Annotated in this window: 15 protein-coding genes; 6 read left to right on the forward strand and 9 right to left on the reverse strand. The window is 42.8% G+C overall.

What is annotated here, in order from left to right; genetic code table 11:
* The first annotated feature begins 50 nt into the window (after positions 1-50).
* From EWE74_RS12820 to EWE74_RS12835, 4 genes are all read left to right on the forward strand, one after another.
* Entirely contained in the window at positions 51-1,010 is a 960-nt protein-coding gene (locus EWE74_RS12820; RefSeq protein WP_130141919.1) for an aldose epimerase family protein, read from the forward strand.
* 31 nt (positions 1,011-1,041) lie between these two features.
* On the forward strand, positions 1,042-3,243 hold the full coding sequence (locus tag EWE74_RS12825; protein ID WP_130141920.1) for an alpha-galactosidase: 2,202 nt from the start codon (positions 1,042-1,044) through the stop codon (positions 3,241-3,243).
* Between the two features lie 133 nt (positions 3,244-3,376).
* Positions 3,377-6,712: a transcription-repair coupling factor gene (gene mfd / locus EWE74_RS12830; RefSeq protein ID WP_130141921.1), complete on the forward strand. Its 3,336-nt coding sequence runs from the start codon at positions 3,377-3,379 to the stop codon at positions 6,710-6,712.
* 66 nt (positions 6,713-6,778) lie between these two features.
* On the forward strand, positions 6,779-7,960 hold the full coding sequence (locus EWE74_RS12835) for a trans-sulfuration enzyme family protein (protein ID WP_130141922.1): 1,182 nt from the start codon (positions 6,779-6,781) through the stop codon (positions 7,958-7,960).
* A 38-nt stretch (positions 7,961-7,998) separates the two neighbouring features.
* On the opposite strand, the gene EWE74_RS12840 is transcribed toward EWE74_RS12835, so the two are convergent.
* Genes EWE74_RS12840 through EWE74_RS12855 form a run of 4 tightly spaced genes read right to left on the reverse strand, consistent with a single transcriptional unit; the run spans position 7,999 to position 14,626 of the window.
* Positions 7,999-9,063: a glycoside hydrolase family 43 protein gene (locus EWE74_RS12840; protein ID WP_130141923.1), complete on the reverse strand. Its 1,065-nt coding sequence runs from the start codon at positions 9,061-9,063 to the stop codon at positions 7,999-8,001.
* A gap of 10 nt (positions 9,064-9,073) precedes the next feature.
* Positions 9,074-9,835, reverse strand: a complete 762-nt coding sequence (locus tag EWE74_RS12845) for a CBM35 domain-containing protein (RefSeq protein ID WP_165384710.1) — start codon at positions 9,833-9,835, stop codon at positions 9,074-9,076.
* A 50-nt stretch (positions 9,836-9,885) separates the two neighbouring features.
* Positions 9,886-11,421 (reverse strand): RagB/SusD family nutrient uptake outer membrane protein, encoded by a 1,536-nt coding sequence (locus tag EWE74_RS12850; protein WP_130141925.1) that lies wholly within the window; start codon positions 11,419-11,421, stop codon positions 9,886-9,888.
* 28 nt (positions 11,422-11,449) lie between these two features.
* The gene (locus EWE74_RS12855; RefSeq protein WP_130141926.1) at positions 11,450-14,626 is read right to left on the reverse strand and encodes a SusC/RagA family TonB-linked outer membrane protein; all 3,177 of its coding nucleotides are present in this window, start codon (positions 14,624-14,626) and stop codon (positions 11,450-11,452) included.
* 292 nt (positions 14,627-14,918) lie between these two features.
* On the opposite strand from EWE74_RS12855, the gene EWE74_RS12860 reads away from it, so the two are divergent.
* Together EWE74_RS12860 and EWE74_RS12865 are read left to right on the forward strand one after the other, a co-directional pair.
* Positions 14,919-15,725 (forward strand): response regulator transcription factor, encoded by an 807-nt coding sequence (locus EWE74_RS12860; protein ID WP_130141927.1) that lies wholly within the window; start codon positions 14,919-14,921, stop codon positions 15,723-15,725.
* A gap of 29 nt (positions 15,726-15,754) precedes the next feature.
* Positions 15,755-18,880 carry a ligand-binding sensor domain-containing protein gene (locus tag EWE74_RS12865; protein ID WP_130141928.1) on the forward strand — a complete coding sequence of 1,042 codons (3,126 nt, stop codon included), beginning with the start codon at positions 15,755-15,757 and terminating at the stop codon, positions 18,878-18,880.
* On the opposite strand, the gene EWE74_RS12870 is transcribed toward EWE74_RS12865, so the two are convergent.
* The 5 genes from EWE74_RS12870 to EWE74_RS12890 form a co-directional block, all read right to left on the reverse strand.
* Positions 18,877-20,589: a GMC oxidoreductase gene (locus tag EWE74_RS12870; protein WP_130141929.1), complete on the reverse strand. Its 1,713-nt coding sequence runs from the start codon at positions 20,587-20,589 to the stop codon at positions 18,877-18,879. The two genes, EWE74_RS12865 and EWE74_RS12870, sit on opposite strands and share 4 nt — an antisense overlap.
* 52 nt (positions 20,590-20,641) lie before the next feature.
* The gene (locus EWE74_RS12875; protein ID WP_239018656.1) at positions 20,642-21,175 is read right to left on the reverse strand and encodes a gluconate 2-dehydrogenase subunit 3 family protein; all 534 of its coding nucleotides are present in this window, start codon (positions 21,173-21,175) and stop codon (positions 20,642-20,644) included.
* A gap of 57 nt (positions 21,176-21,232) precedes the next feature.
* Entirely contained in the window at positions 21,233-22,879 is a 1,647-nt protein-coding gene (locus EWE74_RS12880; protein WP_130141930.1) for an FAD-dependent oxidoreductase, read from the reverse strand.
* Positions 22,880-22,884: 5 nt separating this feature from the next.
* Entirely contained in the window at positions 22,885-23,571 is a 687-nt protein-coding gene (locus EWE74_RS12885; protein ID WP_130141931.1) for an SGNH/GDSL hydrolase family protein, read from the reverse strand.
* 215 nt (positions 23,572-23,786) lie between these two features.
* Complete coding sequence (locus EWE74_RS12890; RefSeq protein WP_165384711.1) at positions 23,787-25,532, reverse strand: RagB/SusD family nutrient uptake outer membrane protein; 1,746 nt, start codon at positions 25,530-25,532, stop codon at positions 23,787-23,789.
* Between the last annotated feature and the right edge of the window lies 1 nt (position 25,533).

The raw sequence follows: 25,533 nt of genomic DNA on the forward strand, positions 1-25,533 counted from the left end.
CGAGTAGTCAATTGTAAATGAAGTTCAAAGTAAAAGCATTTTTTTGAGGAATGAAAAGACTTGTGATAAAAAATAAACAAAATATGCATGTCGAGGTCTTAGACTGGGGGTGTCGAATTATTGCGCTCAAGGTGCCGGACAGATCGGGGAAACTCATTGATACCGTCTTGAACTATCCGGATCTAGCCGATTATAAAAATGACCCTTATTATGTTGGCGGAACAGTCGGAAGGTATGCCAATCGAATTGCACAGGGTCGTTTTATACTAGAACAAATGCCCGTACAATTGACCACCAACGAAAAGATAGAAAAAAACCATCTCCATGGTGGTGAGATTGGATTTGATAAACGGTATTGGAGCGTAGTCGACATCATGGACAATGCTATTGAGATGACATTGACCAGTTTGCATGGAGAAGAAGGGTATCCCGGAATGCTAACCGTCAATACACGTTATGAACTTTCGGAGAACAACGAACTAACGATTAGATACACCGCGAAATCAACGCAGACAACGATTGCCAATATCACCAATCACAGCTATTTCAACCTATCGGATGAAAAACTTTCTATAGATGGGCATGAAATCAAAGTAGAAGCAAATTTTTACACCCCCTTAGACCACTCTCATTTACCAAGATATCCTTTTAAAGAAAAAGTAGACAATACCATATTTGATTTACGTCAATTTCAAGACGTTAGCAGCATTAAAAATATGATCTGCAACGCCAACTATTGTATGGAAAAGAAAGAAGGAAATAAGGTACAAAGGGTAGCAACGATTTCGCATACGGAAACGGGGCGCCGGTTGACGATATTTTCTGATTATCCCAGTTTACAAGTATATTTTGGCAACTATCTAACAGGCAAGTTGCTTCCTTTTCAGGGATTGTGCTGCGAACCACACTTCGCACCCAATTCCCCTAATATTATGACGTATCCATCCGCTATATTGAAACCCGGCGAGGAATATTGTCATATCATTCGCTATCAATTTGAGAATTTTTAATTTATTTATTTGTTTTAAATCTTCGTTATCCATGAAAAAAATTATTTTATCGATATTGATTACGGTTTATATCAATCAATCCTTTGCGCAGCAACAACAGCTTATTTTAGAGACATTAAATAATATTGTACTGGAGACAGAAAAATTGTCCCTAGCATTTAGCATCGAAGAGAATAAAGATGTCAATATGCTCTACTTAGGCAACAAACTAAAAAACAACGAGGAATACGCGTTGATCAACAATCAATACAAGCAGAATCACGATTATACCAATATGTATCAATCGGCGTATACCGCCTCTGGAACACGGAATCTATTAGAGCCCGCTATTAGCGTGGAACATGCTGATGGCAATCTGTCCCTTGATCTCAAGTATGTTCGCCACGAAATAAAAAGCCTGAATGATAATCAAAAACAGCTGACAATATCTCTCCGAGATGAAGTTTATCCGTTTACGGTAGAATTACATTATCTGGCTAACTACAAAGAAAATGTCTTTGAACAGTGGACGAGCATTGAACACGAGGAAACAGGGAACGTTAAGTTGCTCAAATTCGCTTCGGCAAACCTTAGCCTTAAAGGAAACGATTTCTTTTTAAAAAGCTATCATGGAGATTGGATTGCCGAAATGCAACCGGAGGTTGAACGGATTACCCATGGTATCAAAACACTGGATAGTAAACTAGGAACCCGGACCAATCTTCTCCGGACCTCATATTTTGCACTAGCTACCACCCCAGATTTTTCTGAAAACGAAGGTGAGGTATTATTAGGGGGACTCGATTGGAGTGGTAACTTTAAGGTTGATTTTGAAAAAGATCCACAGGATAATCTCCGTATCATTGCGGGCATCAACAACCACGCTTCCCATTATGCTTTGGCACCCAACAAGACCTTTACAACCCCACGTTTTACTTTTACCTTATCAACAACAGGGCTTGGTCAAGGAAGCAGAAATTTTCATGACTGGGCACGCCGCTATCGCCTAATTGACGGGTTTGGTTCCCGTTATACTTTATTGAATAACTGGGAAAGCACCTATTTCGATTTTAACGAATCCAAAATTTTCAAGCTTTTAGAAAACACGAAAGAGTTGGGTGTAGATTTATTTCTGTTGGATGATGGTTGGTTCGGAAACAAGTATCCTCGAAACGCAGATACATCTGCATTAGGCGATTGGATAGAAAATAAGGAAAAATTACCCAATGGGATCATTTCTCTAGTCCAGGAAGCTAAAAAAGTAGGGGTAGGTTTTGGAATTTGGGTAGAGCCGGAGATGGTTAGCCCGAAGAGTGAGCTTTATGAAAAAAAACCAGAATGGGTTGTCAAACAACCGAGCCGCGATGAATACTATTTCCGCAACCAATTGGTATTAGATTTATCCAATCCGGAAGTTCAGGATTTTGTTTATGATATGCTGGACAGCTTACTTCAACGAAATCCAGGAATCGCCTATATAAAATGGGATTGCAATGCTGTCATCTATAACGCACATTCTAGCTATACAGACGATCAAAACAACTTTTATGTCGACTATACGCTAGGTTTATATAAGGTACTGGAGCGCTTCCGTGACAAGTACCCGGATCTTCCAATGATGCTTTGTTCTGGAGGCGGCGGAAGAATGGATTATGGTGCTATGCAGTATTTTACAGAATATTGGCCAAGCGACAATACGGATCCATTAGATCGGATATACATGCAGTATGAAAATTCATTATTTTTCCCCGCGATAGCCAGCGCCAACCATGTTACAACATTTGGAAAACAAGACATCAAATTCAAGATTGACGTGGCGATGATGGGAAAAATGGGTTTTGATCTGAACTTGGAGGAACTCGCTGCGGCAGATCTCGCTTTTGCGCAGGATGCTGTAAAAAATTATAATCGTTACAAAAAGGTGATATGGCATGGCGATTTATACCGTTTTGCCGATCCGCGACAAACCAATCATGCAAGTTTAGCCTACATCAGCAAAGATAAGTCGGAAGCGGTTATGTTTAATTACCTAACAACGTATAGCCAAGTTTCCAGTACACCTACACCTATCAAATGGCAAGGATTAGCCGCGGAAAAAAATTATCAAATCACGGAGATAAATCTACATGGACGAAACAATAATCTCGCTCCTGGCTTGGTGTTATCTGGCGATTTCCTCATGAGAATAGGATTGAACCCTGTTTTAAATAACCACCGGAGAAGTGCGGTATTGGTATTAAAGGAAATCAAATAAATAACACAATTGTCTTCTTTTTTGTCGAGGGCAAAAAAGAAGACAATCACTTTAAAATCTGGATATACTCCTCCATGATACTGCACATAAAAGTGATTTTGTGTAAGTTTGCATAAACAAGATCTGGCATTAAGTGGGTATACAAGAAATTCTCGACAAGTACGCGCAAAGCGAAAAGATAAAATCAACGGTTAAAAGCATACAAGCAAAAAATCCTAAAGTCCATCTCAAAGGACTTATCGGCTCATCTGATGCCATGGTTGCTGCGGCTGCTTATAAGCTCCAAGAACGGCCTTTCATTTTTATTTTGCCGACCCACGAAGAAGCATCTTATTTTCTAAGTGATCTGGAAAGCATTTTAGATAAGCAAATCCTTTTTTTTCCAGCATCATTCCGAAAAGCCTTTGAATTTACACAAACAGACGCTTCCCATGTATTGCAGCGTGCAGAAGCGCTAAGTGCGTTAAGTCACGCTTCCGAACTGCCTAAAATGCTTGTTACTTACCCCGAAGCTATCGCTGAAAAAGTTATTAATCGGGATGATTTAGAAAAAAATACGTTAAGTATAACCCAACAAAGCAAGCTCAGCATTGATTTTATCAATGAATTCCTTTACGAATACGATTTTGAGCGTGTAGACTTTGTGTATCAGCCCGGACAATTTGCTATCCGTGGCGGTATCGTGGATATTTTTTCCTTTTCCAATGATCTTCCATACCGGATTGAATTTTTCGGTGACGATATCGAGAGCATCCGAACATTTGATATAGACACGCAGCTTTCTGTCGGCAAGGTCCATACGGTTACGATCGTACCCAATGTACAAGCAAAATTTCTGTCCAATAACCATATTTCTTTACTGGAATATATCGACCGCGATAGTGTCATTTGGCTGAAAGACGTACAGTTTACCCTCGATATCCTAAAAGACGGTTACAAAAAAGCGTCGGAATTTTGGAAGGCGCTACCCGAAAAGGACATCCAGGCTAATAGTGAATGGGTGGATCCGAGGGTTACGTTTACAACCGATCGCACCTTCAGCGAAATGCTCTTCGACTTCCCCAACATTGAATTTGGAAAACAATTTTTCTATAAGGCAGACGAAACCATTTCTTTTGACACTCACCCACAGCCGTCTTTCAACAAAGATTTTAATCTGCTGATTCACAATTTTCAGGAAAATGTCAAGCAAGGTATAAAGAACCTTATCTTCTCCGACTCCAACAAACAAATTGAACGGGTTTTCACCATTTTAGAAGATATTGACAAGTCGGTGGCGTTTATTCCCGTACATCGCGCGTTGCGCGAAGGTTTCCGTGACGATGAGCAAAAACTAGCATGTTATACAGACCACCAGATTTTTGATCGATACTATAAATACAAACGCAAAAAAGGATATGAGCGCTCGCAAGCGATTACGCTCAAAGAACTTCGCGACCTGAAACCGGGCGATTTCATTACACACATTGACCATGGTGTAGGGAAATATGCCGGTCTGGAAAAGGTAGAGGTTAATGGTAAGACGCAGGAGATGATACGCTTGGTATATGCCGATAACGATCTGTTGTATGTTAATATAAACTCCCTAAACCGCATCTCTAAGTACTCCGGCAAGGAGGGCAACATACCCAAAATGAATAAACTTGGAACGGATGCCTGGGACAAGCTAAAGAAAACAACCAAGAAAAAGGTTAAAGATATTGCCCGCGACCTCATTAAATTATACGCCAAGCGGAAAGCCCAAACGGGGAACGCGTTCAGTCCGGACACCTATTTACAAAACGAGCTCGAAGCTTCTTTTATCTATGAAGATACACCAGATCAGGAAAAGGCGACCAACGATGTTAAGCGGGACATGGAATCGCCTCATCCGATGGATAGATTGGTATGTGGTGATGTAGGTTTCGGAAAAACGGAAGTCGCTATCCGGGCCGCATTCAAGGCTGTAGCTGACAGTAAGCAGGTGGCGGTATTAGTACCGACGACGATTTTGGCACTGCAGCATTACCGTACGTTTAGCGAACGTCTGAAAGGATTGCCGGCGAATATTGACTACATCAACCGATTCAAATCCTCCAAACAAATTAAAGATACCTTGGCTCGCCTTGCAGAAGGTAAAATAGATATTATCATTGGCACGCACCGATTGGTCAGTAAGGATGTCAAGTTTAAAGATTTGGGGTTAATGATTATTGACGAGGAACAGAAGTTTGGTGTCTCCGTTAAAGAGAAGCTCAAAGTGATGCGGGCAAATGTAGACTCATTGACATTAACCGCAACACCTATTCCGCGTACCCTGCATTTTTCACTGATGGGTGCGCGTGATTTAAGCATCATTTCCACGCCACCGCCCAACCGGCAACCCGTACAAACGGAACTCCACGTGTTTAACGAAACACTTATCCAAGAGGCGGTTGCCTATGAATTGGAGCGTAATGGACAGGTCTTTTTTATCCACAACCGGGTGGCTGATCTCCCTCAGCTAGGTAATATGATTCAAAAATTGGTGCCGGGCGCACGCGTAGGTATTGCCCATGGACAATTAGAGGGGGATGAACTAGAAGACGTTATGCTAAAATTCATCAACCACGAGTTTGATGTACTGGTCGCGACGACAATCATCGAAGCAGGCTTGGACATTCCGAATGCCAATACCATCATTATCAACCATGCACACATGTTTGGGCTCAGCGACCTACACCAGATGCGTGGTCGTGTAGGACGTTCCAACAAAAAAGCATTCTGTTATCTGTTAAGTCCACCATTATCAACGCTAACCAACGAAGCTTACAAACGACTTTCGGCTTTGGAGGAATTTTCGGAACTGGGCTCGGGATTTAATGTCGCTATGCGTGATTTGGATATACGCGGCTCCGGAAACTTACTAGGTGCTGAACAATCTGGTTTCATCGCCGAAATCGGCTTTGAGATGTACAACAAGATTCTCGATGAAGCAGTTCAGGAACTAAAAGAAGATGAATTTGGGACGCTATTTGCCGATGAAAGGGACAAAAAATATGTCACTTTTACCCAAATAGACACCGATCTGGAAGTGATGATCCCGGATGAATATGTTACCAATATCAGTGAACGTTATAACTTGTATAACGACATTGGCAAACTGGAAAACGAACAACAGCTAGCAACATTTGAAAAAGAGTTAGAAGACCGTTTTGGCCCCATACCCCAGCCTGTTTATGAATTATTCAATACCCTACGTTTGCAATGGCTCGGTAAACAAATTGGTTTTGAAAAAATCTCGTTTAAAAAGAATACACTCAAAGGCTATTTTGTGAATAATCCGAAATCCAGCTATTATGAATCTGATCAATTTGGAAAAGTATTGGCATTCGTACAAGCACATCCGGCCATATCGAATGTAAAAGAGGTAAAAGGGCAACTTAGGTTGGCGTTAAGCAATGTGAATAGCATTGACTACGCATTGCATTTATTAAACGAAATGACTTGATGTTCTCTATCTAATACTACCTTTTAAGTAGATTATTTACTAGCTTTGCGCTATATTTTATTCGTTATGGCAAAGCTTGAGACCTCTTTGATTCACGAAGGTGAACATTTCAATACCACGAAATCGGTCGTGACACCGATCTTCCAAACATCCACGTATCTTGCCGACGATATAGATTCTTTTGCACAAGCAGCAGCAGCGACAAAATCACCGGAGTTTTATCATCGCCACGGCAATCCCAATAATAGTCAGGCTGCAGCGCTTATAGCAAAACTAGAGAAGAAAGAAGATGCACTCGTGTTAGCAACCGGCATGGCTGCGGTTAGTACAGCTATTCTTGCTGTGGTAAAAAGTGGTGACCATATCATCGCTCAGAACGCGCACTATGCGGCATCGTTGACATTTATGCGCGATTTCCTTTTGCAGTATGGTATCGAAGTAACGCAAGTAGACCAAACCGACAATAATGCTTTCGAGGCCGCTATACGCCCAAATACAAAACTCATTTTTGTAGAGACCCCTTCCAACCCGAACCTCGATATTACGGACTTGGAATATATTGGCAAACTGGGTAAGGAACATGGTATTTTGACCATGATCGACAATACCTTTGCTTCCCCTATTAACCAGGTACCGGCGGATTTCGGTATCGACATTATCGTCCATAGCGCTACAAAATACCTTGGTGGGCATAGTGACCTCACAGCAGGTGTGGTATGTGGTTCGGCAGCCTACATCGAAAAAGTTTGGCGTAGGTCACTCCTATTAGGTGCGTCATTGAGCCCCTTCGACTCTTGGTTGCTTCTACGCGGCTTAAAAACATTGGCATTACGTGTGCGTCAAATTAATGAAAACGCACTTGCCTTAGCGCACTGGTTGGAAAAACATCCGCTCATTAAAACAGTAGCTTACGTAGGTCTAGAAAGTCATCCGCAACATGAACTGGCTAAAAAGCAGATGACAGGGTTCACGGGTATGCTTGCCATTGAGGTGGATGGCAAAGACGATGCGGAACAATTTGAACGCGCACAAGCCATATTGAGCGGATTAAAATACTTCCACAACGCGGTCAGCTTAGGTGGCGTGGAATCCTTAATTACACACCCTGCCAGCATGTGGGGAGCACATCAATCCGGAAAAAACGGAAATCAGCCATCCTTTAGTAAAGGGTTGCTTCGTGTTTCGGTAGGTATAGAGCATATCGACGATCTTATTGCTGATTTTGAAGGAGCTTTGCAAGGTTTATAAGGTTAGATACCATGGATGCACCATGGTATCTATTCTATTTATTCTCCGGAAGGGACGTCAATTGGCGCACCTAATGCGACAGGTTGTCCGAAATTAGGTGTACCGTCATCATTCCATGTAAACTTCTGTATCCTTGTGCTCCGTGAGTTACCGCAACCACTATTGTTAGGATGTGATTCAGCATTGGCGTGGTAAATGATCCAATCTTCCTTACCATCTTTAGATTTAAAAAATCCGTTATGCCCCGCACCGTATGCCGTTGGCACTTTTGAAAACACAGTATTGTCGTTTTTAATCCAGGAAGCACGTACCAATGGGTCGGCGTCTTTTGCTAGCGAGAGCATCCCCAAAGCATAATCGTCCGTTCCACAATAACTAGCCGAATAAATTAAAAAAACATCGCCAGCAGCATTCTTCAATATTTCAGGGCCTTCGTTCACGCCAAACCCTCTCTTCTCCCAGTCATGCTCAGGCGTAGAAATCATGACTGTTTCTCCTGTCAGCGTATAAGGGTTTGACATTTTGGAAATGTATATGTTTTGCGTTAAATTTCCTGATGCAGCACCCGGTCGACCAGAAAAGATAAAATAGAGTTCATTCTTATATTCCAAAATGCTACCATCAATAGCCCAAAGGTTTTCGGGCTTCGTCGTCAGCTGTCCTCTATCGACCCAGTTATTCGTTGTAGGATCATCGTTTGCATTCTCCAATACAAACATGCGATGGTTCACATCTTGACCATCACTGGCGGTATAATAAATATACCATTTCCCTTGTAGGTAAAACATTTCCGGTGCCCACACATCCCGGCTGTTTCTTCCGGCTCCCGGAGCTCTAAAAACCTCGGTGCTTGTTGCCGTCGCCAACTCGGTTACTTTAGCTGTTTTACGGATTTCGATGCGGTTTCCGTGCGTTTGCAGAAAATAATAAAAGTCTCCCCGTTGTGCGACCCAAGGATCAGGCGCGGAGTTGAGCAAGGGATTTTTAAATGTTGCAGGCCCAGTTGCTTCCGGCGGTTTAGGTACGGCCAAGTGGGGCCCTGCACCGTAATCTTCACAGGCCAACAAAAATAGTAGCAAGCCAATATATAATAGTCCTTTCATAATAATTACTTTACAATTTTGAGTATTCAATATAATCCAATTCACCGTATCCATTATTCCGGCGAATACTTATTTTGTGGCTTCCAACTTCCAAATCAAAAACCAAATCGAACGTTTGCCATGTATTCCATCCCCGGTTGGGTATCGTATAAATTTGTGCTTCGGATACCTTGTCGTCCACATAAATTTTGTGTGATGTATCGTTGAAACCCGAGCCAGCAGCCACACGAATCACGTATTCTCCCGCTGTGCGTATTTCAATCATCGCATCAATACCACTATCGGCATTATCTATTGCGCCGACTTTTGCCTGATTAGAAGAACTTTGCCTTGTTGCTTGATCAGTTGCGACTTTGGCTAAACCTTTTAATGTTGCATTTTCAGCCTCTATGCGGATAGGCAACACTTTCACTTTGGCCGTCACGATGTTGCTTTTCACGCTGTTTCCAACAACATCGGTCAGCACGGCGTGGAATGAAAGTTCCTGATCGGGTATATTTTCTGTGACCGGATACTCAAACGTATAAGGGGCAATCTCCTTTTCGCCGATTTTTTCGTCCCCTTTATAAAATTCTGCTTTACGCAGCTTCGCGCCACCATAAGCGCTCTTTCCCTCCGCTTTCAATATATAGGTACCCTCCGCCACCGCGACGGCATCTGCCTGCAGACTGAATGTTGGGAGCTGCGTACTCGACGGAATTTCCACATCGTCTTTGCAGCTTGTGATGATCAACAGCAGGCAAAACGGAAATAGATAAGCTAATTTTTTCATGTTCATAATCTTTTTAAGGTTGTATTTGCAAAACATCCTATTTCTACTCATTAATATCCCGGATTTTGCGTCAAATCGGAATTATCTACATCGCCTTGTGGGATGGGATACCATTCGTGCTTGCCGGGCACAAAATTATTAAAATCTGCATCCCGTTCTTTCAACACGTCCAAGTTGTTTGCCAGTTCGCCCCAGCGCACCATGTCAAAGTAGCGCCATCCCTCACCAGCAAGCTCCAACAATCGTTCATGTTTAATTTGCTGACGGAAAGCTGTCTGATTCAGCCCGGGTTTAGCCACCGTTAGCGAAGGTAAATTGACTCGTGTTCGAACGCGGTCTACATAAGCATACGCATTTCCCGTCTGTCCTATTTCGTTTAAACATTCGGCATACATCAGCAGGATGTCGGCATAACGTATCATCCGATAGTTGTTTGGCGAGCTGAAATTCTCCTCATTTCTCCAATCGTCGTTCAACAATTTCCGAAACCACACTCTTTTGTCATTCGTACCATACCGTTGTTGCCAGGTCTGCCCGTATACCATCGTAAAAGCCGGTCCACGCTCATCGGCGTAGTCGTATAGGAAGCTCACGCCTGCCCGTGGATCTCTTTTGTCGTCGACGGTTCTTTCAGTTTCGAATGCATCCACGATCCAGCGCCTCGCCGCACCATCCGCAAATCCCGGACCGGGTGCAGGGGGAGCCAAAAACTTGGCGACCGAAGTTCCGGTATTGAGATTAATATTAGGATTCGTATCGTCATCCCCATTCTCTGTAGGATTTTCTTTATACTGTATTTCATACACAGACTCTCCATTATTTTCGGTGTCCCTTTTGAAATTGTCTGCATAATTTTCCATTAAACGATAGTTCGATGCCCCTTCTCCTGTCACCAACCAGTCTAGTGCATTTTTCGCCTCATTAAACTTGCCTTGCTGTACGTACGCTTTCGCCAACAGGCCATGTGCTGCCCCCTTGGTAACCCGACCAAGATCAGCATCTCCGTAAGAAACCGGCAAATCGACCAAGGCTTCCGTCAGATCTTTTTCAATCTGGGCGTACACCTCCTGTGGCGTAGCGTTTGGCGGATAGTCTGTCGGTGATAAGACATCCAGCACCAACGGCGGACGTCCCCAGAACACCACTAGGTTAAAATAATTTAATGCCCGTATAAATTTTGCTTCTGCGATGATGCGTTTTTTCAACGTTTCGTCCATGCTAATCTGTGGCACATAATTAATAACCTGATTAGCGCGATAATTAACATGAAAAATCGCATTCCATTGGCCATTACCGGTACTATTACTGGTGAAGGCAAACGCCATGTTATTATTCAGGCCAATATCACCGCCCGAACCAAAGCCTTCATCAGACCGCAGCAAATACACGAAATGCATCCACCTGTTATAATAGTTATTGCTCCTGTTCAAGCCACTGTACACGGCATTGATTCCCTTGATCGCATCTTCCTCACTTTGCCAGTAAGAAGCACTCGTCATCATATCAGGATTGGGCTCATCGAAGTTTCTCTTGCACGAAACAGTGAGAAAAACGATAGCTGCTAATATTATTGTCCATGTTTTCATTGTACATTCATTTTTTCTGTTCAACTGATTACAAACCTAACGCTATACCAAACGATACTATCCGGTTAGGTGGCCAGCCACCGACATCCACGCCGGGCTCCAAGTTTGCGTTGGCTCCTACAACATCCGGATCAAGTCCGGAATAGTTTGTTATCGTAAGCAGATTCTGACCGCTTACGTACACGTGCAGGGAAGGGATATGCCATCTCTCCAACATATGCTTAGGTAGATTGTAACCCAATTGCACGTTGCTCAACCGGAGATAAGAACCATTTTCCAGCCATCTGTTGGAATCGCCTCGCACATTGGATTGAATACCTTGATCTACACTTGGATCGCCCGGTATATTGCTGGTGTAGGACACACCAAGACGGGGGAAGTCTGTAGGATTTTCTGCTGTCCACGGGACGATACCTTTCCGATAGTTGGAATAGCCCATACCGTCAAAATCACGGCGCATATCGTTATAGAGTTTCGTGCCGTAAACACCATAGAGTTGCAGATTTAAGGTGAAATTTTTATAAAATCCGTTAAACATCATACCCGACGTGAAAACAGGCCATGGGGTACCGGCAAATGTCCGGTCGTCTGCCGTGATATCATTCCCAGTTCCCCTATCTTGCAAATTTATATAGCGGATGTCTCCTGGTTTGGCAATGCCCGACTGTGCGCGGTGTTCGTCAATTTCAGCCTGGTTCTGGAAGATACCATCGGTTAATAACACGTAATATTCGCCTATCGAACGCCCAACCTGCGTGCGTGTATTACCCGTTTGAATATAATTCCGTGGAAGCCCTGTTGAAGCATCAATACCCAGATTACCCAATTCCAACACCTTGTTGCGGATAAAACTGATGTTTCCACTAATATCCCAGCGGAATCCGTTCTCGTTCTCCACCTTTGGTCGATAGGTGATATCAAGTTCTACTCCTTTGTTTTCAATCGATCCAGCATTCGTAAATATGTCGCCGCCTAGGCTACCTATATAGCCCGGAAGCGGGAGGTATAGTAACACATCAGACGAAACGGACCTAAATGCTTCGAAAGAAACATCAAGTTGCCTGTCAAACAAGGAAGCATCAAAACCAAGATTCAGGGTTTCTTTCTCTTCCCATCGCAGATTAGGATCCACAACTCTTGCTTGCGTGCCGCCGACGTAAGCCGTTTGTGCGCCAGAACCAAAAATAGCTCTCGGTGCTTGATTTACAAGTCCCACGAATTGGTAATTGTTAAGATTAGCAGCCCCCAATACACCGTATGAACCCCTTAGTTTTAAATCAGACACCCAATCCAAATCAAAAAACTGCTCATTACTGATCCGCCAAGCCAAAGCACCCGAAGGGAAAAACCCGGTACGATAACTTTTACCAAACCTCGAATCCTTATCCGATCGGAAAGTAAAAGTTGCTAAGTAGCGGTCATCAAACGTATAATTTACACGTCCAAGCCAGGAATCAATAAAGTTTCTACCTCTGCTGCCGTTAGACGTATATCCGCCCGTAGCAGAATTAATGGTTGTAAAATAGACATCTCCAGCTTCCATTAAATCTGTTTTTCCGGCCCCAATACTCTCTCTTCCAATGGTTTGTTGGGTATATCCTACTACGCCATTCAGCTGGTGCTTATCAAAGCTTTTGTTGAAATTCAGCGTATGTTCAAAGAGATAACTCAGAAACTGCGATCTTCCCTCATTAATCCGCGTCGGTTCATTATTTTGATTCCAATACCATATTCCTTGACCTCTTAGATCCGTAGATTTATCAAAACTAGTTTCCAGACCGGCATTTAATCGATACCTCAACCAGTCGGTAATATCCGCCTCACCATACAGATTTCCCATTAACTTAACGTAATTGTAGCTCGAATTGGTAATGTACGCCTGTGCTACGTGATTTCTTGCATACGTTCGGGCATTGTCTGAGCCGATGCCCCAACCTCCGGGATTGGCATCGCTAACAAATGCAGCGCTCTGAACGGGAATAATCGGAAGCATACTGAAGGCATCATAAAACGGATTGCCACCAAAGTTGCCCCCGGAAAAAGGAGAACGGCCATGTGTGGATGATATCATCAGATTTTCGCCGATCCGAAAACGGCCTCTGGACGTTTCGGTATTGATACGCAACGCTGCGCGATCAAATTTACGTTCAACGACGGTACCTACATCTTTGAAATAAGCGCCAGACATGAAATACTTGGACGCATTTCCCCCACCGGATAAAGAAACACTATAATCTTGTATAGCACCTGTGCGGAACAGTTCATCCGCCCAGTTCACATCCGTACCGTCATAATTAACAACTGAAGGTTGTTGCCTATATCCCGCGTTTTCATACGCCTGGCTATTCATAGCCACGTATTCTGGACCACTCATCATATCATACATCTTTGGCAGATTTACCACGCTATATCTAGCAGAAGCATTGACTGCCATCGGAGCGCCGACCTTTCCTTGCTTGGTGGTGATAATGATCACACCAGCAGCAGAGCGCGCGCCGTATATCGCAGCAGCCGAAGCATCTTTCAAGACTTGGACGCTTTCGATATCGTTAGGGTTAATCGTCACATTCGGATCGGATAACATCCCATCAATTACATACAACGGGCTGGCATTCCCATACAGGGTACTCAATCCTCTAATATTAACGACAGCTCCTTGTCCTGGGCCTCCGGAGTTCCGCACGACCACACCGGACGATTGACCTTGTAGTGCTTCGGGCAACGATCTTGCCACCTTCGTCTGCGTATTTTTGGTATTTACTACTGATGCGGCACCCGTAAGATCTTTTTTACGTATCGTCTGATAACCAATGACAACAACTTCGTCCAACTCACTTTCTTCCGCAAGCAATACGATGTTTACCTGTTGGTTACTAGACACCGTGCTTTCTTGAGTAATATACCCGACGGATGTAAATACAAGTGTTGAGGCAACACTACTTACATTTATGGTATAGCTACCATCCGTCGCTGTTGTTGTACCATTATTCGTACCTTTTTCATATATCGACACATTACGGATTGGGTTTCCATCCACATCGGTTACGATACCTTTTACCGGGACCAATTCCTGCGTCCCTTCCAAGTTTAGTCTGTTATGGCTACTTTGTTTCGTTATCGTAGCGGGCGAACCATTTACGCTAGCGAACGACTGCGACACAAAAATGCACAACAACAAGACTATTATAATTGTGAAATGCTTCATACGTTAGTTTATTAAATTTTTTTAAGTGGCGATAACGCCATGCATTGATAGTTCTTTGATAAATTTCCCACTTGTGCGTAACGGTGGGCTACCCCTTGGTTTATCTTTCATTTGTTTATTTGGTTACTGCGTTTATAACGATTGCAATTACGGAAAAATACTTTCGTTAACTTCCACGTTTTGTATCAAAAATTCACTATTTTGTCTTTTACAATTCATCTTGTCCAGTCGTAGTTTCCAAAGGACAAACTATTATGTAGTTTTGATGATAGCTAAGTAAAAACGATAGAATATGATAGATGCTATAGACCGACTCCATAAACCCAAAATTCTGATTGTAGATGATAATATAGAGGTTTTGGACTTTTTAGAAGATGATCTAAGCGATCAATTTGAAATCACGAGAGCCTCTGACGGCGTAGAAGCTTTAGAGGTATTAAACCTTAGTTTGATTGACCTCATTGTCTGTGACGTGATGATGCCGAAAATGGATGGTTTTGAGGTGTGTAAATTTATTAAGTCTACCCCCAACCATGCACATATTCCCATTATTTTACTCACGGCTAAGAATACATTGAACGCGAAAATCGAAGGTTTAGAGCTTGGTGCCGACGCCTATATTGAAAAGCTTTTTTCACCGGAATACCTTCGTGCACAAATCCATAGCTTGCTGCTTAATAGAAATAAGGTAAAAGAGTTTTTTATCTCCTCCCCTTTTGTCCATGTAAACACCGCAGCTATTCAAAACAGCGAAGAGTCTCTTTTTCTGGAAAAACTATATGAAGTTATCCAACAACATATGGCAGACCCCAATCTCGACGTCGAAAAATTGGCTGATTTAATGAACCTGAGCAGACCGACGCTATACCGAAAAATTAAATCTATATCAGACGTATCACCTAACGAGCTTATCAACATGGCGCGCTTGAAAAAAGCAACCGCACTGTTATTACACCATGATTATAAAATATTTGAAGTCTCGTTCTTGGTAGGCTTTAGTTCCCACACACATTTTGGACGGAATTTCCAAAAATATTACGGAATGTCACCCCGTGAGTATATTCAGGAGATCAACAACAAGAAAGCCGATACCCACTAGATTTTATAGTATAGAATAAGCCTGTGTTTATGTTGGATACCCCAAAATATCTTATTCTGCTTTTCATCAGCCTGCTACACTTTTCACTGGTGTACAGTCAGCAATATTACTTCAATCACTATCAAGTAGACCAAGGGCTATCTAATAATTTCATTTCATGCGCCGTACAAGATGAAGATGGTTTTTTATGGTTCGGCAGCAAAAATGGTTTAAATCGGTTTGACGGCAACCGGTTCAAGATTTACCAAAGCGATCCTGCCGTGCAGAATGGATTGGAGAGTAACTTCATCCGACAGCTTTTAGGGTATAAAGATCACCAGATATGGTTAGGAACCGATCAGGGGATTTATATTTTTGATAAAGAAAAAGAACAATTCCGTATCTTCCGGGACGATATCCGTGGTGAAGTTTTATCTATCCGGACAGACAACAAGGAACACATTTGGTTTGTTGCCAACCTGACGCTATACCGTTATACGCCAATATCCGATGAACTACAGCAATTAACGAAACCAGAGGATTTTTTTGTTTCTGCACTCACGATAGATACAGATGGCAAAGCTTGGTATGCCAATCATTTAGGCTTATTGACCTGCGTTCACAGCAAGCAATCCATCAATCTAAACGAGGTACTCGACACAAAAGATATTTGGGTTCAACAACTCTATACAGACCAACAAGGTTATATTTTAGCCGGAACAAGAAGCCACGGATTATTACGCATTTCTCCAGATGATCTATCTGTTGAGTATATTCTCAAGACAAACGCCGAAAACAATAACCTTTTCGTGCGGGATATTCTTCACATTAATCAAGAATATTGGGTGGCTACTGAATCGGGAATATTTATATACCACACGAAAACAGGTGTTATCCGAAGACTCTATCACGAGCATGACAACCCTTGGAGCCTTTCGGACAATGCCGTATATACCTTATGTCAAGATCATGAAGGAGGACTATGGGCAGGCACTTATTTTGGGGGACTAAATTACCATCATCCCCAATTGGATTTATTTGAAAAAATATTTCCCAGAAACCAAAAACCATCCATCTTGGGGTATGCTGTTCGGGAGATGGTCGAGGATAAATACGGAAATATCTGGATAGGTACTGAGGATAAGGGGATCAGTTGTTGGAATCCCAATCTCGGAACTTTTGCGCATTATAGCACTGCAGATGGGCTATCTCATGACAATATCCACGGCTTATTATTGGTAGGCGACACCTTATTAATCGGTACTTTTGACAAAGGGCTGGTTTTATTTGATGTCCGCCAAAGAAAGGTAATAGCGCATTACGATAGTTATAATACAGGCGGAAGTTTAAGTAATAATTTTATCTATTATATCTATAAAACACGAGCAGGTGTCATTTATTTGGCAACAGCACGAGGTCTCCATATTTTTAATCCTCAAAACCAAACTTTCAGTGTATTTGAGAAAGTTCCGCATTATATTTTTTATACAACTATCTTTGAAGATTCACAAGGCAACATCTGGTTTGGCACCTGGCGGGATGGACTCTTTAAATATGATCCTGCGATTGATCAAACGCGTATATATACCCATAATACGCAACAGTCCCATTCGTTGAATAGCAACCGGGTAAACCATATTCGTGAACTCTCTACAGGCGCAATATGGGTGGCTACTGAAAATGGCATTGCTATTTTAAACGAAAACAACGAGGATTTCACGAGAATCACAACTGCGGAAGGTCTTCCCAGCAACCAGATTCTTACGTTTACCGAAGACACTTTCAAAACCCTCTGGATATCCACATCACATGGACTTGTCAGCTATCATATACAAACCGGCAGCATGCAAATATATAACAAAGAAAGGGGCGTCATCGGGCTACAGTTCAATTACAATTCGGTGTTTGAAGACGCTAAAAAATTTATCTATTTTGGTGCGACGGGAGGTATGATCAGATTCAATCCGAAGCTTATTCAACGTCATTCTACGCCTCCACAAATTCCTATTTATTTTACCAGTCTACATGTACAACACAAAGAAGTACTAGCATCCAACGCCAATACTATTTTAAATACCGCTATTGCTTATACGCATTCTCTCAACCTGGAGCATGACCAATCGACTTTCAGTATCGAGTTTGCCGCTATGACGTTCCTCTCACCACAATCAAAGGTATATCGATATAAGCTTGACGGATATGATAAAAATTGGATTACGCTTAAGAACAGTAATACCGCTTATTTCACACAAGTACCGGCAGGCAAATACACACTCCGTGTACAACTGACCGAAATTGACGGAACCCCGCTTTCCGTTGAAAAAACGCTTGACATCGTTATCCATCCGTCTATTTGGCAGTCACCTATCGCCCACACACTATATGGGTTGGCGATACTATCCCTCATTGCATATATCATCTGGTCTTATGACCGACACGTAAAGGAAAAAAACAGAAAGCGCATAGAAGCACTTAAAATTCATCGAGAAAGAGTGTTGTACAAGGCGAAGATCGATTTCTTCACCAATATTGCACATGACATTAAAACACCCCTCATGTTAATAAAAGCACCATTAGGAAAGATCATGTTCAGAATAGATGAGCAATCGCCGCTGCTTAAATGGTTGCACATGATAGAACGAAACACCAATAAATTGGTCTTGATGACCAATCAATTGCTGGATTTCAGAAAAATGGAATCGGATAGTTTTAAATTATATTTTACATCCGTGAATATCAATCAACTTCTAAAGGAGATCGTTTCTGATAATAATACACTCATCCATTACAAGGGAATTAAATTATTTTGGCATTTAAATGCGCCGGAAACATTAATACTCGACAAAGAAACGGTTTCCAAAATCGTATCCAACTTATTAAGCAATGCCATCAAGTATACACAAGACTATATCCATATATCAACAGATATCGTTGCCCACAGACAGTTGAATATCACCTTCCGGAATAATGGAAATCTGGTTCCAAAAGCGGAAATAGAAGACATCTTCAAACCCTTTCACCGAGCGACGACACATATTGGTAAAGCCGAAGGTACAGGCTTGGGCTTGTCACTCGCCAGATCACTTGCTGAGCTACATGGCGGTACACTGACTATGGTAACAGAAGAGCAGGAGAATATATTTATACTCACATTACCATTGCAAGAAGGCTTTTAAGCATTTTTCAGTGATTTCACTGCATGATCAACCGCCCTAGCGGTAAGCGCCATATACGTCAATGTCGGGTTTTGTGTAGCGGTCGACGTCATACACGCGCCATCCGTGACATACACATTTTTACAAAGATGCAGTTGATTCCATTTATTCAACAGCGACGTTTTGGGGTCATGCCCCATTCGAACCCCGCCCATCTCGTGGATATCATTTCCAGGCCTACGTCCATCATCCCGTGTCCGGATATTCGTAAATCCTGCCGTTTCAAACATGGCCGTCATCTGCTCATAATAATCTTTCCGACGCTGCCAGTCATCCTCCGCATAGTCAACGTCAATATGCAGGAGAGGCACGCCCCATTTATCTGTTTTATCGGTATCGAGCCAAACCCGGTTTTCTTCTTTTGGGATGGTCTCGCCCATCATGTGGGAATGAACACGCCAGTTGCTCCATTTGGAGTCATGTAGCAGCTCATTCTTAAGTTCATTGCCCACACCACTGGTATCCCGTATCGGTGAACGGCCAGCGCCAAACGTTGCTGCCCATCCACGCAAGAAGTCTGTTTCCTGACGATCTACATTGCGGAAGTTTGGAATATATCCGCCTCCGGCAGGATTCCGTCCATCCGTGCGGTATTCCAGCAAGCCATCATATTCCGCGCTGATACGTGCGGTATAATTGTGAAAAGCGATATACTTACCCATTAGTCCGTTATCGTTACCTAAGCCTTCCGGAAAACGATCAGATTTAGAGTTGAGCAGGATCAAGTTTGTGTTCAATGCTGAAGCATTGACAAAAATCACGTTGGCAAAAAAATCTATTTCTTCCAGTGATTCGGCATCAATGACTTTTACACCGGTAGCCTTCCCAGATTCCTGATCATACAATATCGAATGCACTACAGCATGCGGCCGCAACGTCAGATTTCCCGTTTTTTGTGCCCACGGTATAGTTGAAGCATTACTGCTGAAGTAACCACCAAAAGGACAGCCGCGTTGGCACAATACCCGATGCTGACATTTTACACGCCCCTGCTGTATATGAATAGGCTGTGGTTCCGAAAGATGGGCGCAACGCGCGCTAATCACATGCCTACCTTTAAAATTTTTATTAACCGATTGTCGAAAATAATCTTCTACAGCGTTCAATGGATAACCCGGCAAAAAATCGCCATCTGGCAGCGTATATAACCCATCTTTGTTGCCGGCAATACCCACAAAACGCTCCACATAGCTATACCAGGGATCGATATCTTGGTATCGGATAGGCCAATCAACAGCAAAACCATCACGAGCCGGCCCTTCGAAATCATAGGCACTCCAGCGCTGTGTTTGTCTTGCCCACAGCAGTGATTTTCCACCTACCTGATATCCTCTTATCCAATCGAAATCTTTTTCCTGAATATAGGGATGCTCTTCGTCCTTCACAAAGAAATGTCTCGTATCCTCTCTATACGCATAACATCTGTTCGCAATAGGATTTGCTTCTTTATCCGCATAAGTTATTTCGTTGCGGTGCTCAAGTTCATATGGATATAAGTTCGTTGTTGGATAGTCTTTGACATGGACGACGTCTCGTCCACGCTCCAGAACTAGGGTCTTCAGACCTTTTTCTGTAAATTCTTTTGCTGCCCATCCGCCGCTTGCGCCTGAACCGATGACAATCGCATCAAACGTGCGTGTCTTCACACTATCTATATTTAAGTTTGCCATTCTTTAACGTATTCTCTCTCTAAATTTTCTTTTTATTCACAGCTATTGGCGATTAGCCCATTTTAAAATAGCCATTATATCGTCCAGGGACAAGCTCATATTTTTTCAGGTCTGTCATCACATATTTCGAATTCGTATAGCCTTGTATTGTTCGACGCTTGGTTATGGCATAAAACCGCTTGACTTGTTCATTAGCCATCTCCTCTATAGACTCCAGAAAAACAATACGCTGATCAGTTGTTAGTTGCCTAAAATCTTGCCCCATTTTCTCGCGTGAACAAGCAGCAAAAGAAGCCAATCCTGCCGCGAAATCCGCTTGATCTTCTGGTTTATGACAATCATCGACCATCTTAAACACAAAAAGGTGCAGTAGCAATTCTTTTCCTCCAGGTGTGTCGGATGCGGGAATAATTGTCTCCACAAGCTCAGCCATCAGGTTTTCCTGTTCTTCATCGATTACCAAATGTGTCAATGCTATTGTCTCTTTACCCGATTGTCGATAACAAGCAGGAAGCAAAAGTGTTCCACCCGCTATATACAATAAGCGTCGAAGGGCGGTTCTTCTATTGATAACCTCTACTTTCATAGTATCTTTTTTACAAAATTCTAATTTCGGATTTCTTTCTATAGGTAAATATAGTCATTATGGTTTTGCTAAAACCTGTTTACTATCCAATAGTAATTTTTGAAGCGCATCATAAGAAACCTCTTGCACGCCAATTCCCTCGTCAATAGCGACAGATGCCGCTAAAGCTGCACTTTGCCCCAATATCATAAACACCGGTTCCATACGAATACTTCCAAAAGCAATATGGGAGCTAGAAACACATACCGGAACAAGAAGATTCGTACACTCTTGTTTTTTAGGCACGAGGGAGCCATAGGCTATTTTATAAGGACCCTTTTTGGGTTTTACACCGATATCCCCCTCATTCTGGACATAACCATCGGCTTTGACATACCGCTGTACGTTATGTGAATCCAACGCATAGGATCCCATGCCAACAGGATCTAAAATCTCGCCTTCGCTGAACGTGTCGTGCTCTGTCATAACATGCTGTCCAACCATCCGACGGGCTTCTCTAATATAAAGCTGATGTGGCCAATGACCATTATCCACAAATTCATCTTTGGCCAAACCCCATTGTTTCATTTCATTCCGCACATCAGATGGCACTTTTTCATCGTTAGCCATAAAATACAGTAGTCCTTTTTGGTATGCTTCATGTTCTTTTACGATCTCTCGACGGCGTTCATAACTCGCTTCCGGATAATCGTAATTCATCCCGATAAAATCGGTACTGAAGGGCCCATGGTTATTCGTATCTGTTTTTCGGTTAGGTACCGGATCAAACTTACGAAAAGTTTCCCGCCAGCCCGACGCGAAAACCCGAGCCAACAGCTCGTAGTTTTCCGGGTTATAATGATCGGGTTTCGGAAAAGGCACACGATTATCCGGATGGTTACTGAGACACATCCGGAAGCAATACGCCTGTAAACGGTCGTCGCCCTCTCCATACACACCTGGATCCTCCGCTGACACCCCATATAGGAGTCCGCTCGTGCTATCACCCGGTATTACATACGGACTAATGTCGCTCTTAAACCAGTGGTCGTGGTGTAATACGCCAGTTTGTATGCCATTCCATTTCTCCCCATATACACTATTTGCCTCGCGCCCTACGTGGTAACTCACATCTGCAGCAGCCATTAAATCCCCCTCGTAAGTAGCGTCGATAAACATCTTTCCTTTAAATGTTTTTCCACTGAGCGTCGTCATAGAGACGATACGGCCGTCCTCCTTCACGACGCCGTTCTCTCTGTCCAACCACTCATCACGCCAGACCTCCAGTCCGTATTCCTTTACGTAATCCTCGAATACCTGCTCGGCTACGTGCGGTTCGAATATCCACATGGTGCGCGCATCGCCATCTATAGCAGGCGTACCCTGGCCGGTATTACCGTATTCGGATTGCTGCTGCCAGCGCCACGCCGTACTATCTTGATAGTGCAGATATACTCTATGGTAAAAATCCCGTGCTAACCCACCGATCACCGATTTATCACCGGTATCGGTAAACCCCAGACCACCCGAAGACAGTCCGCCCAAGTGTCTGTCCGGTGATACAACAATGACGGTTTTTCCGGATTTCTTCGCCTGTACGGCGGAAATAATGCCCGCCGATGTACCGCCATAGACAATCAGGTCTGCTTGATATTCATTTGAATGCGATTGGTTACAGGCGACAAGCAGTCCCATGATAACCATAGCCAATAGTGTTTTACGCATGTGTTCTAACTTTCTTTTTTATTCAGATTTAAAATTTCAATAATTTTTGGTGCAATAACCTCTTCTCCGCCTTTTCTATTGGGGTGTAATCCGTCCGGCACATACTGCCTAAAAGTATCTTCTCCTTGATCTAGAAGATGTTTCCAATTGGGATAATGATCGATGAGCATGACCTTTTTTTCCTGTGCCACTTTTCTGTACATGGCATAATATTCATCGAGATGGGGTCTAAAAGCAGCAGATTTTCCTATAGGCATATTCATAACCTGTAAAAAGATATCGCAGGAATCATTATAAAGCCGCAGGCGATCAATCATATATTCCAGATTCAATCTAGCAAGCGCAACTGATGTGCCGTATTCTTGAAAAGCATCATTCATGCCGAACTCTATAAACACAGCATCCGGCTTTTTGGCAATGACACTATCTTCGAAGTTTTTCACACCCCAGACGGACCACATTCCGCCCTTCCCGGCAAGGGAGTATTGAATTAAGCCATCTCCGAATTGCTCTTGTATAGCCGCTGAAACGATCCGCATCCATGCATTTCCGGCGCCTCCACTGGATAAACTTGTTCCGTACACGACAAGATGTTGTGGTTGGCCTTTCTGCAAGCGTTTTAGGAAATTTGGCTGGCAAAACGACGACGAGCAAAGCACCAAGGTCGCCAAAAGTAATAATGTTCTTTTCATTTTTAGCAATAGGTATTACAATGATAATTAGCAATATTAAAGAAAGATGCCGGGAATAATCCGTTAATTCATCTTATTTTTTTGCATTATTGTATCAATTAACAACAACTTCCATTTTCTATATTATTCTACGTATGACTATTTCCATGATGAGTCTTCAACATTCAAGCAGGCGTACGCCAGATGTTGTACGCCTGTAGAATCAATACAATAGATTACATCCTATCCCACCCTCCAGATTGTTGTGGATAGGGATCGCCTGCAATAACCGATTCGATTTGCTTCTGCGGAATTGGTCGTAATACATGGAAATCCTGTATATTATCCTTCGGTAGCGTATGATTTGTCCATTTTGTGGTGAAGAACCCGTACTTCCGTACCCGCTCCACCAATTTTTGTGTGCGAACAAGGTCGAGCCAGCGTAACTGTTCTCCACAAAGCTCCCGTGTTCTTTCATCAAGGATATAATCAATGGTTATATCGGCAGCCGTAATCATCAAGTCATCTATATATTCTTCCTTCGAAGCAGCCCTTTTACGAAGTTCATTAATGTAATAAGCTGCGCCGTTGCTGGTAGAATTATTACCGAGTTTAAAAGCAGCCTCCGCAGCTATAAGGTATGTTTCGGCCAAACGATATACGATGATTGAACGTTGGGAGTCGAATGAAAGACTTGCGCGATTTGGATCTACAAACTTCGTCATGGTTGGGAACGACGGATCGGTATAGTTTTCGGGCGTAAGTATATAGTAATTCGTCGCCTCTATCTCTTCTTTGGTCATATTTTTACCGGGAAGAAATCCTGCAAGGTCTCCTTTTGTTCCACTTCTAACGGCAGCATATTTGTTATTGCCCACGTAAAATTCATGTGTTTTATTCTGAAAATCAACCGGGGCAGTCCACTCGCTTTGGAATGTACCGTAATAGCGCGAATCTTTGTTTATATCGCCGAAAGCTTCATTATATAGCCAGCTCGTTCCGTGATATCGCGCGTACACACGTCCATCTTCTATTTGTTGAACATTACCGCTACCATTAAAGTTGAAATACCCCCCGACAAATACATGGCAAAGATGATTGATGTTGGCATCTGCTTGCGGCACACCGTAAATCGGATCGTCTGTCATCTGTACATTATAAAGTATCTCTTGGTTATTTTCATTGCCAGGTTTATGGATATCTGCATATCTTGACATAAGTGCAACCCCTGTCTGGCCACTATCCTGAATCAGTTCGGTCGCTATTTCGTATGCATGCTGGAAATCGGTAGATTGGGAAGCACTACTCCATCCTCGTGTAAGATAAACTTTTGCCAGCAGGTGGCGGGCCAAAGCTTGCGTAACACGACCCGGATCGGTATCTTTCGGTCCGGCAGGCAAATTCCCAGGAGTTGTACAATATAACAGGTCTTCGATAACAAAGTCGTATACATCAGCCATTGGGTCCCGTTTAGCCTCTTTTACAATACCATCATTATAGGTGCGGTTCAAAGTTACATCGCCAAAGAATTGCACTAAGCGGAAATAGAGCAACGCCCGAAAGAACCTGGCTTCTGCCAGCATGGTTGTTTTTTTAGTTTCGGTAATGCCCGTCATGTCTTCGCCAAAGTGTACAAGACCATTACACGTATTAATCAACGTATAGGAAGACCGCCAATAGGAATAAATATAGTCCGAACTAGGTTTGAAGTTTGCTGTATAATTTCCAAAATTATAAATGTCACCCGAAGCACGGCTATAGAATTCATCCGTTCCTGTTACCGTTAACATATGAATAGCGCTAATTGGCCCGTAAAAAGCTCTCATTCCACCATATACACCGTTTAACCCAAGTTCAAACCCCTGTGGTGTATTAAACGACTCAGGTGTCATTTTCGAGTGATTTTCCTCTTCCAGAAAATCAGCGCATCCCGTGACGAAAAGTAACGGAAGGCATGCTAATAAACATATTATATTTTTCATT

The sequence above is a fragment of the Sphingobacterium corticibacterium genome (assembly GCF_004208525.1).
GTDB classification, from domain to species: domain Bacteria; phylum Bacteroidota; class Bacteroidia; order Sphingobacteriales; family Sphingobacteriaceae; genus Sphingobacterium; species Sphingobacterium corticibacterium.

Coding starts and splice junctions, on each gene's coding strand:
- EWE74_RS12820 (WP_130141919.1), top strand. CDS start 51: ATGAAAAGACTTGTGATAAAAAATAAACAAAATATGCATGTCGAGGTC.
- EWE74_RS12825 (WP_130141920.1), top strand. CDS start 1,042: ATGAAAAAAATTATTTTATCGATATTGATTACGGTTTATATCAATCAA.
- EWE74_RS12835 (WP_130141922.1), top strand. CDS start 6,779: ATGGCAAAGCTTGAGACCTCTTTGATTCACGAAGGTGAACATTTCAAT.
- EWE74_RS12840 (WP_130141923.1), bottom strand. CDS start 9,063: ATGAAAGGACTATTATATATTGGCTTGCTACTATTTTTGTTGGCCTGT.
- EWE74_RS12845 (WP_165384710.1), bottom strand. CDS start 9,835: ATGAAAAAATTAGCTTATCTATTTCCGTTTTGCCTGCTGTTGATCATC.
- EWE74_RS12850 (WP_130141925.1), bottom strand. CDS start 11,421: ATGAAAACATGGACAATAATATTAGCAGCTATCGTTTTTCTCACTGTT.
- EWE74_RS12855 (WP_130141926.1), bottom strand. CDS start 14,626: ATGAAGCATTTCACAATTATAATAGTCTTGTTGTTGTGCATTTTTGTG.
- EWE74_RS12860 (WP_130141927.1), top strand. CDS start 14,919: ATGATAGATGCTATAGACCGACTCCATAAACCCAAAATTCTGATTGTA.
- EWE74_RS12865 (WP_130141928.1), top strand. CDS start 15,755: ATGTTGGATACCCCAAAATATCTTATTCTGCTTTTCATCAGCCTGCTA.
- EWE74_RS12870 (WP_130141929.1), bottom strand. CDS start 20,589: ATGGCAAACTTAAATATAGATAGTGTGAAGACACGCACGTTTGATGCG.
- EWE74_RS12875 (WP_239018656.1), bottom strand. CDS start 21,175: ATGAAAGTAGAGGTTATCAATAGAAGAACCGCCCTTCGACGCTTATTG.
- EWE74_RS12880 (WP_130141930.1), bottom strand. CDS start 22,879: ATGCGTAAAACACTATTGGCTATGGTTATCATGGGACTGCTTGTCGCC.
- EWE74_RS12885 (WP_130141931.1), bottom strand. CDS start 23,571: ATGAAAAGAACATTATTACTTTTGGCGACCTTGGTGCTTTGCTCGTCG.
- EWE74_RS12890 (WP_165384711.1), bottom strand. CDS start 25,532: ATGAAAAATATAATATGTTTATTAGCATGCCTTCCGTTACTTTTCGTC.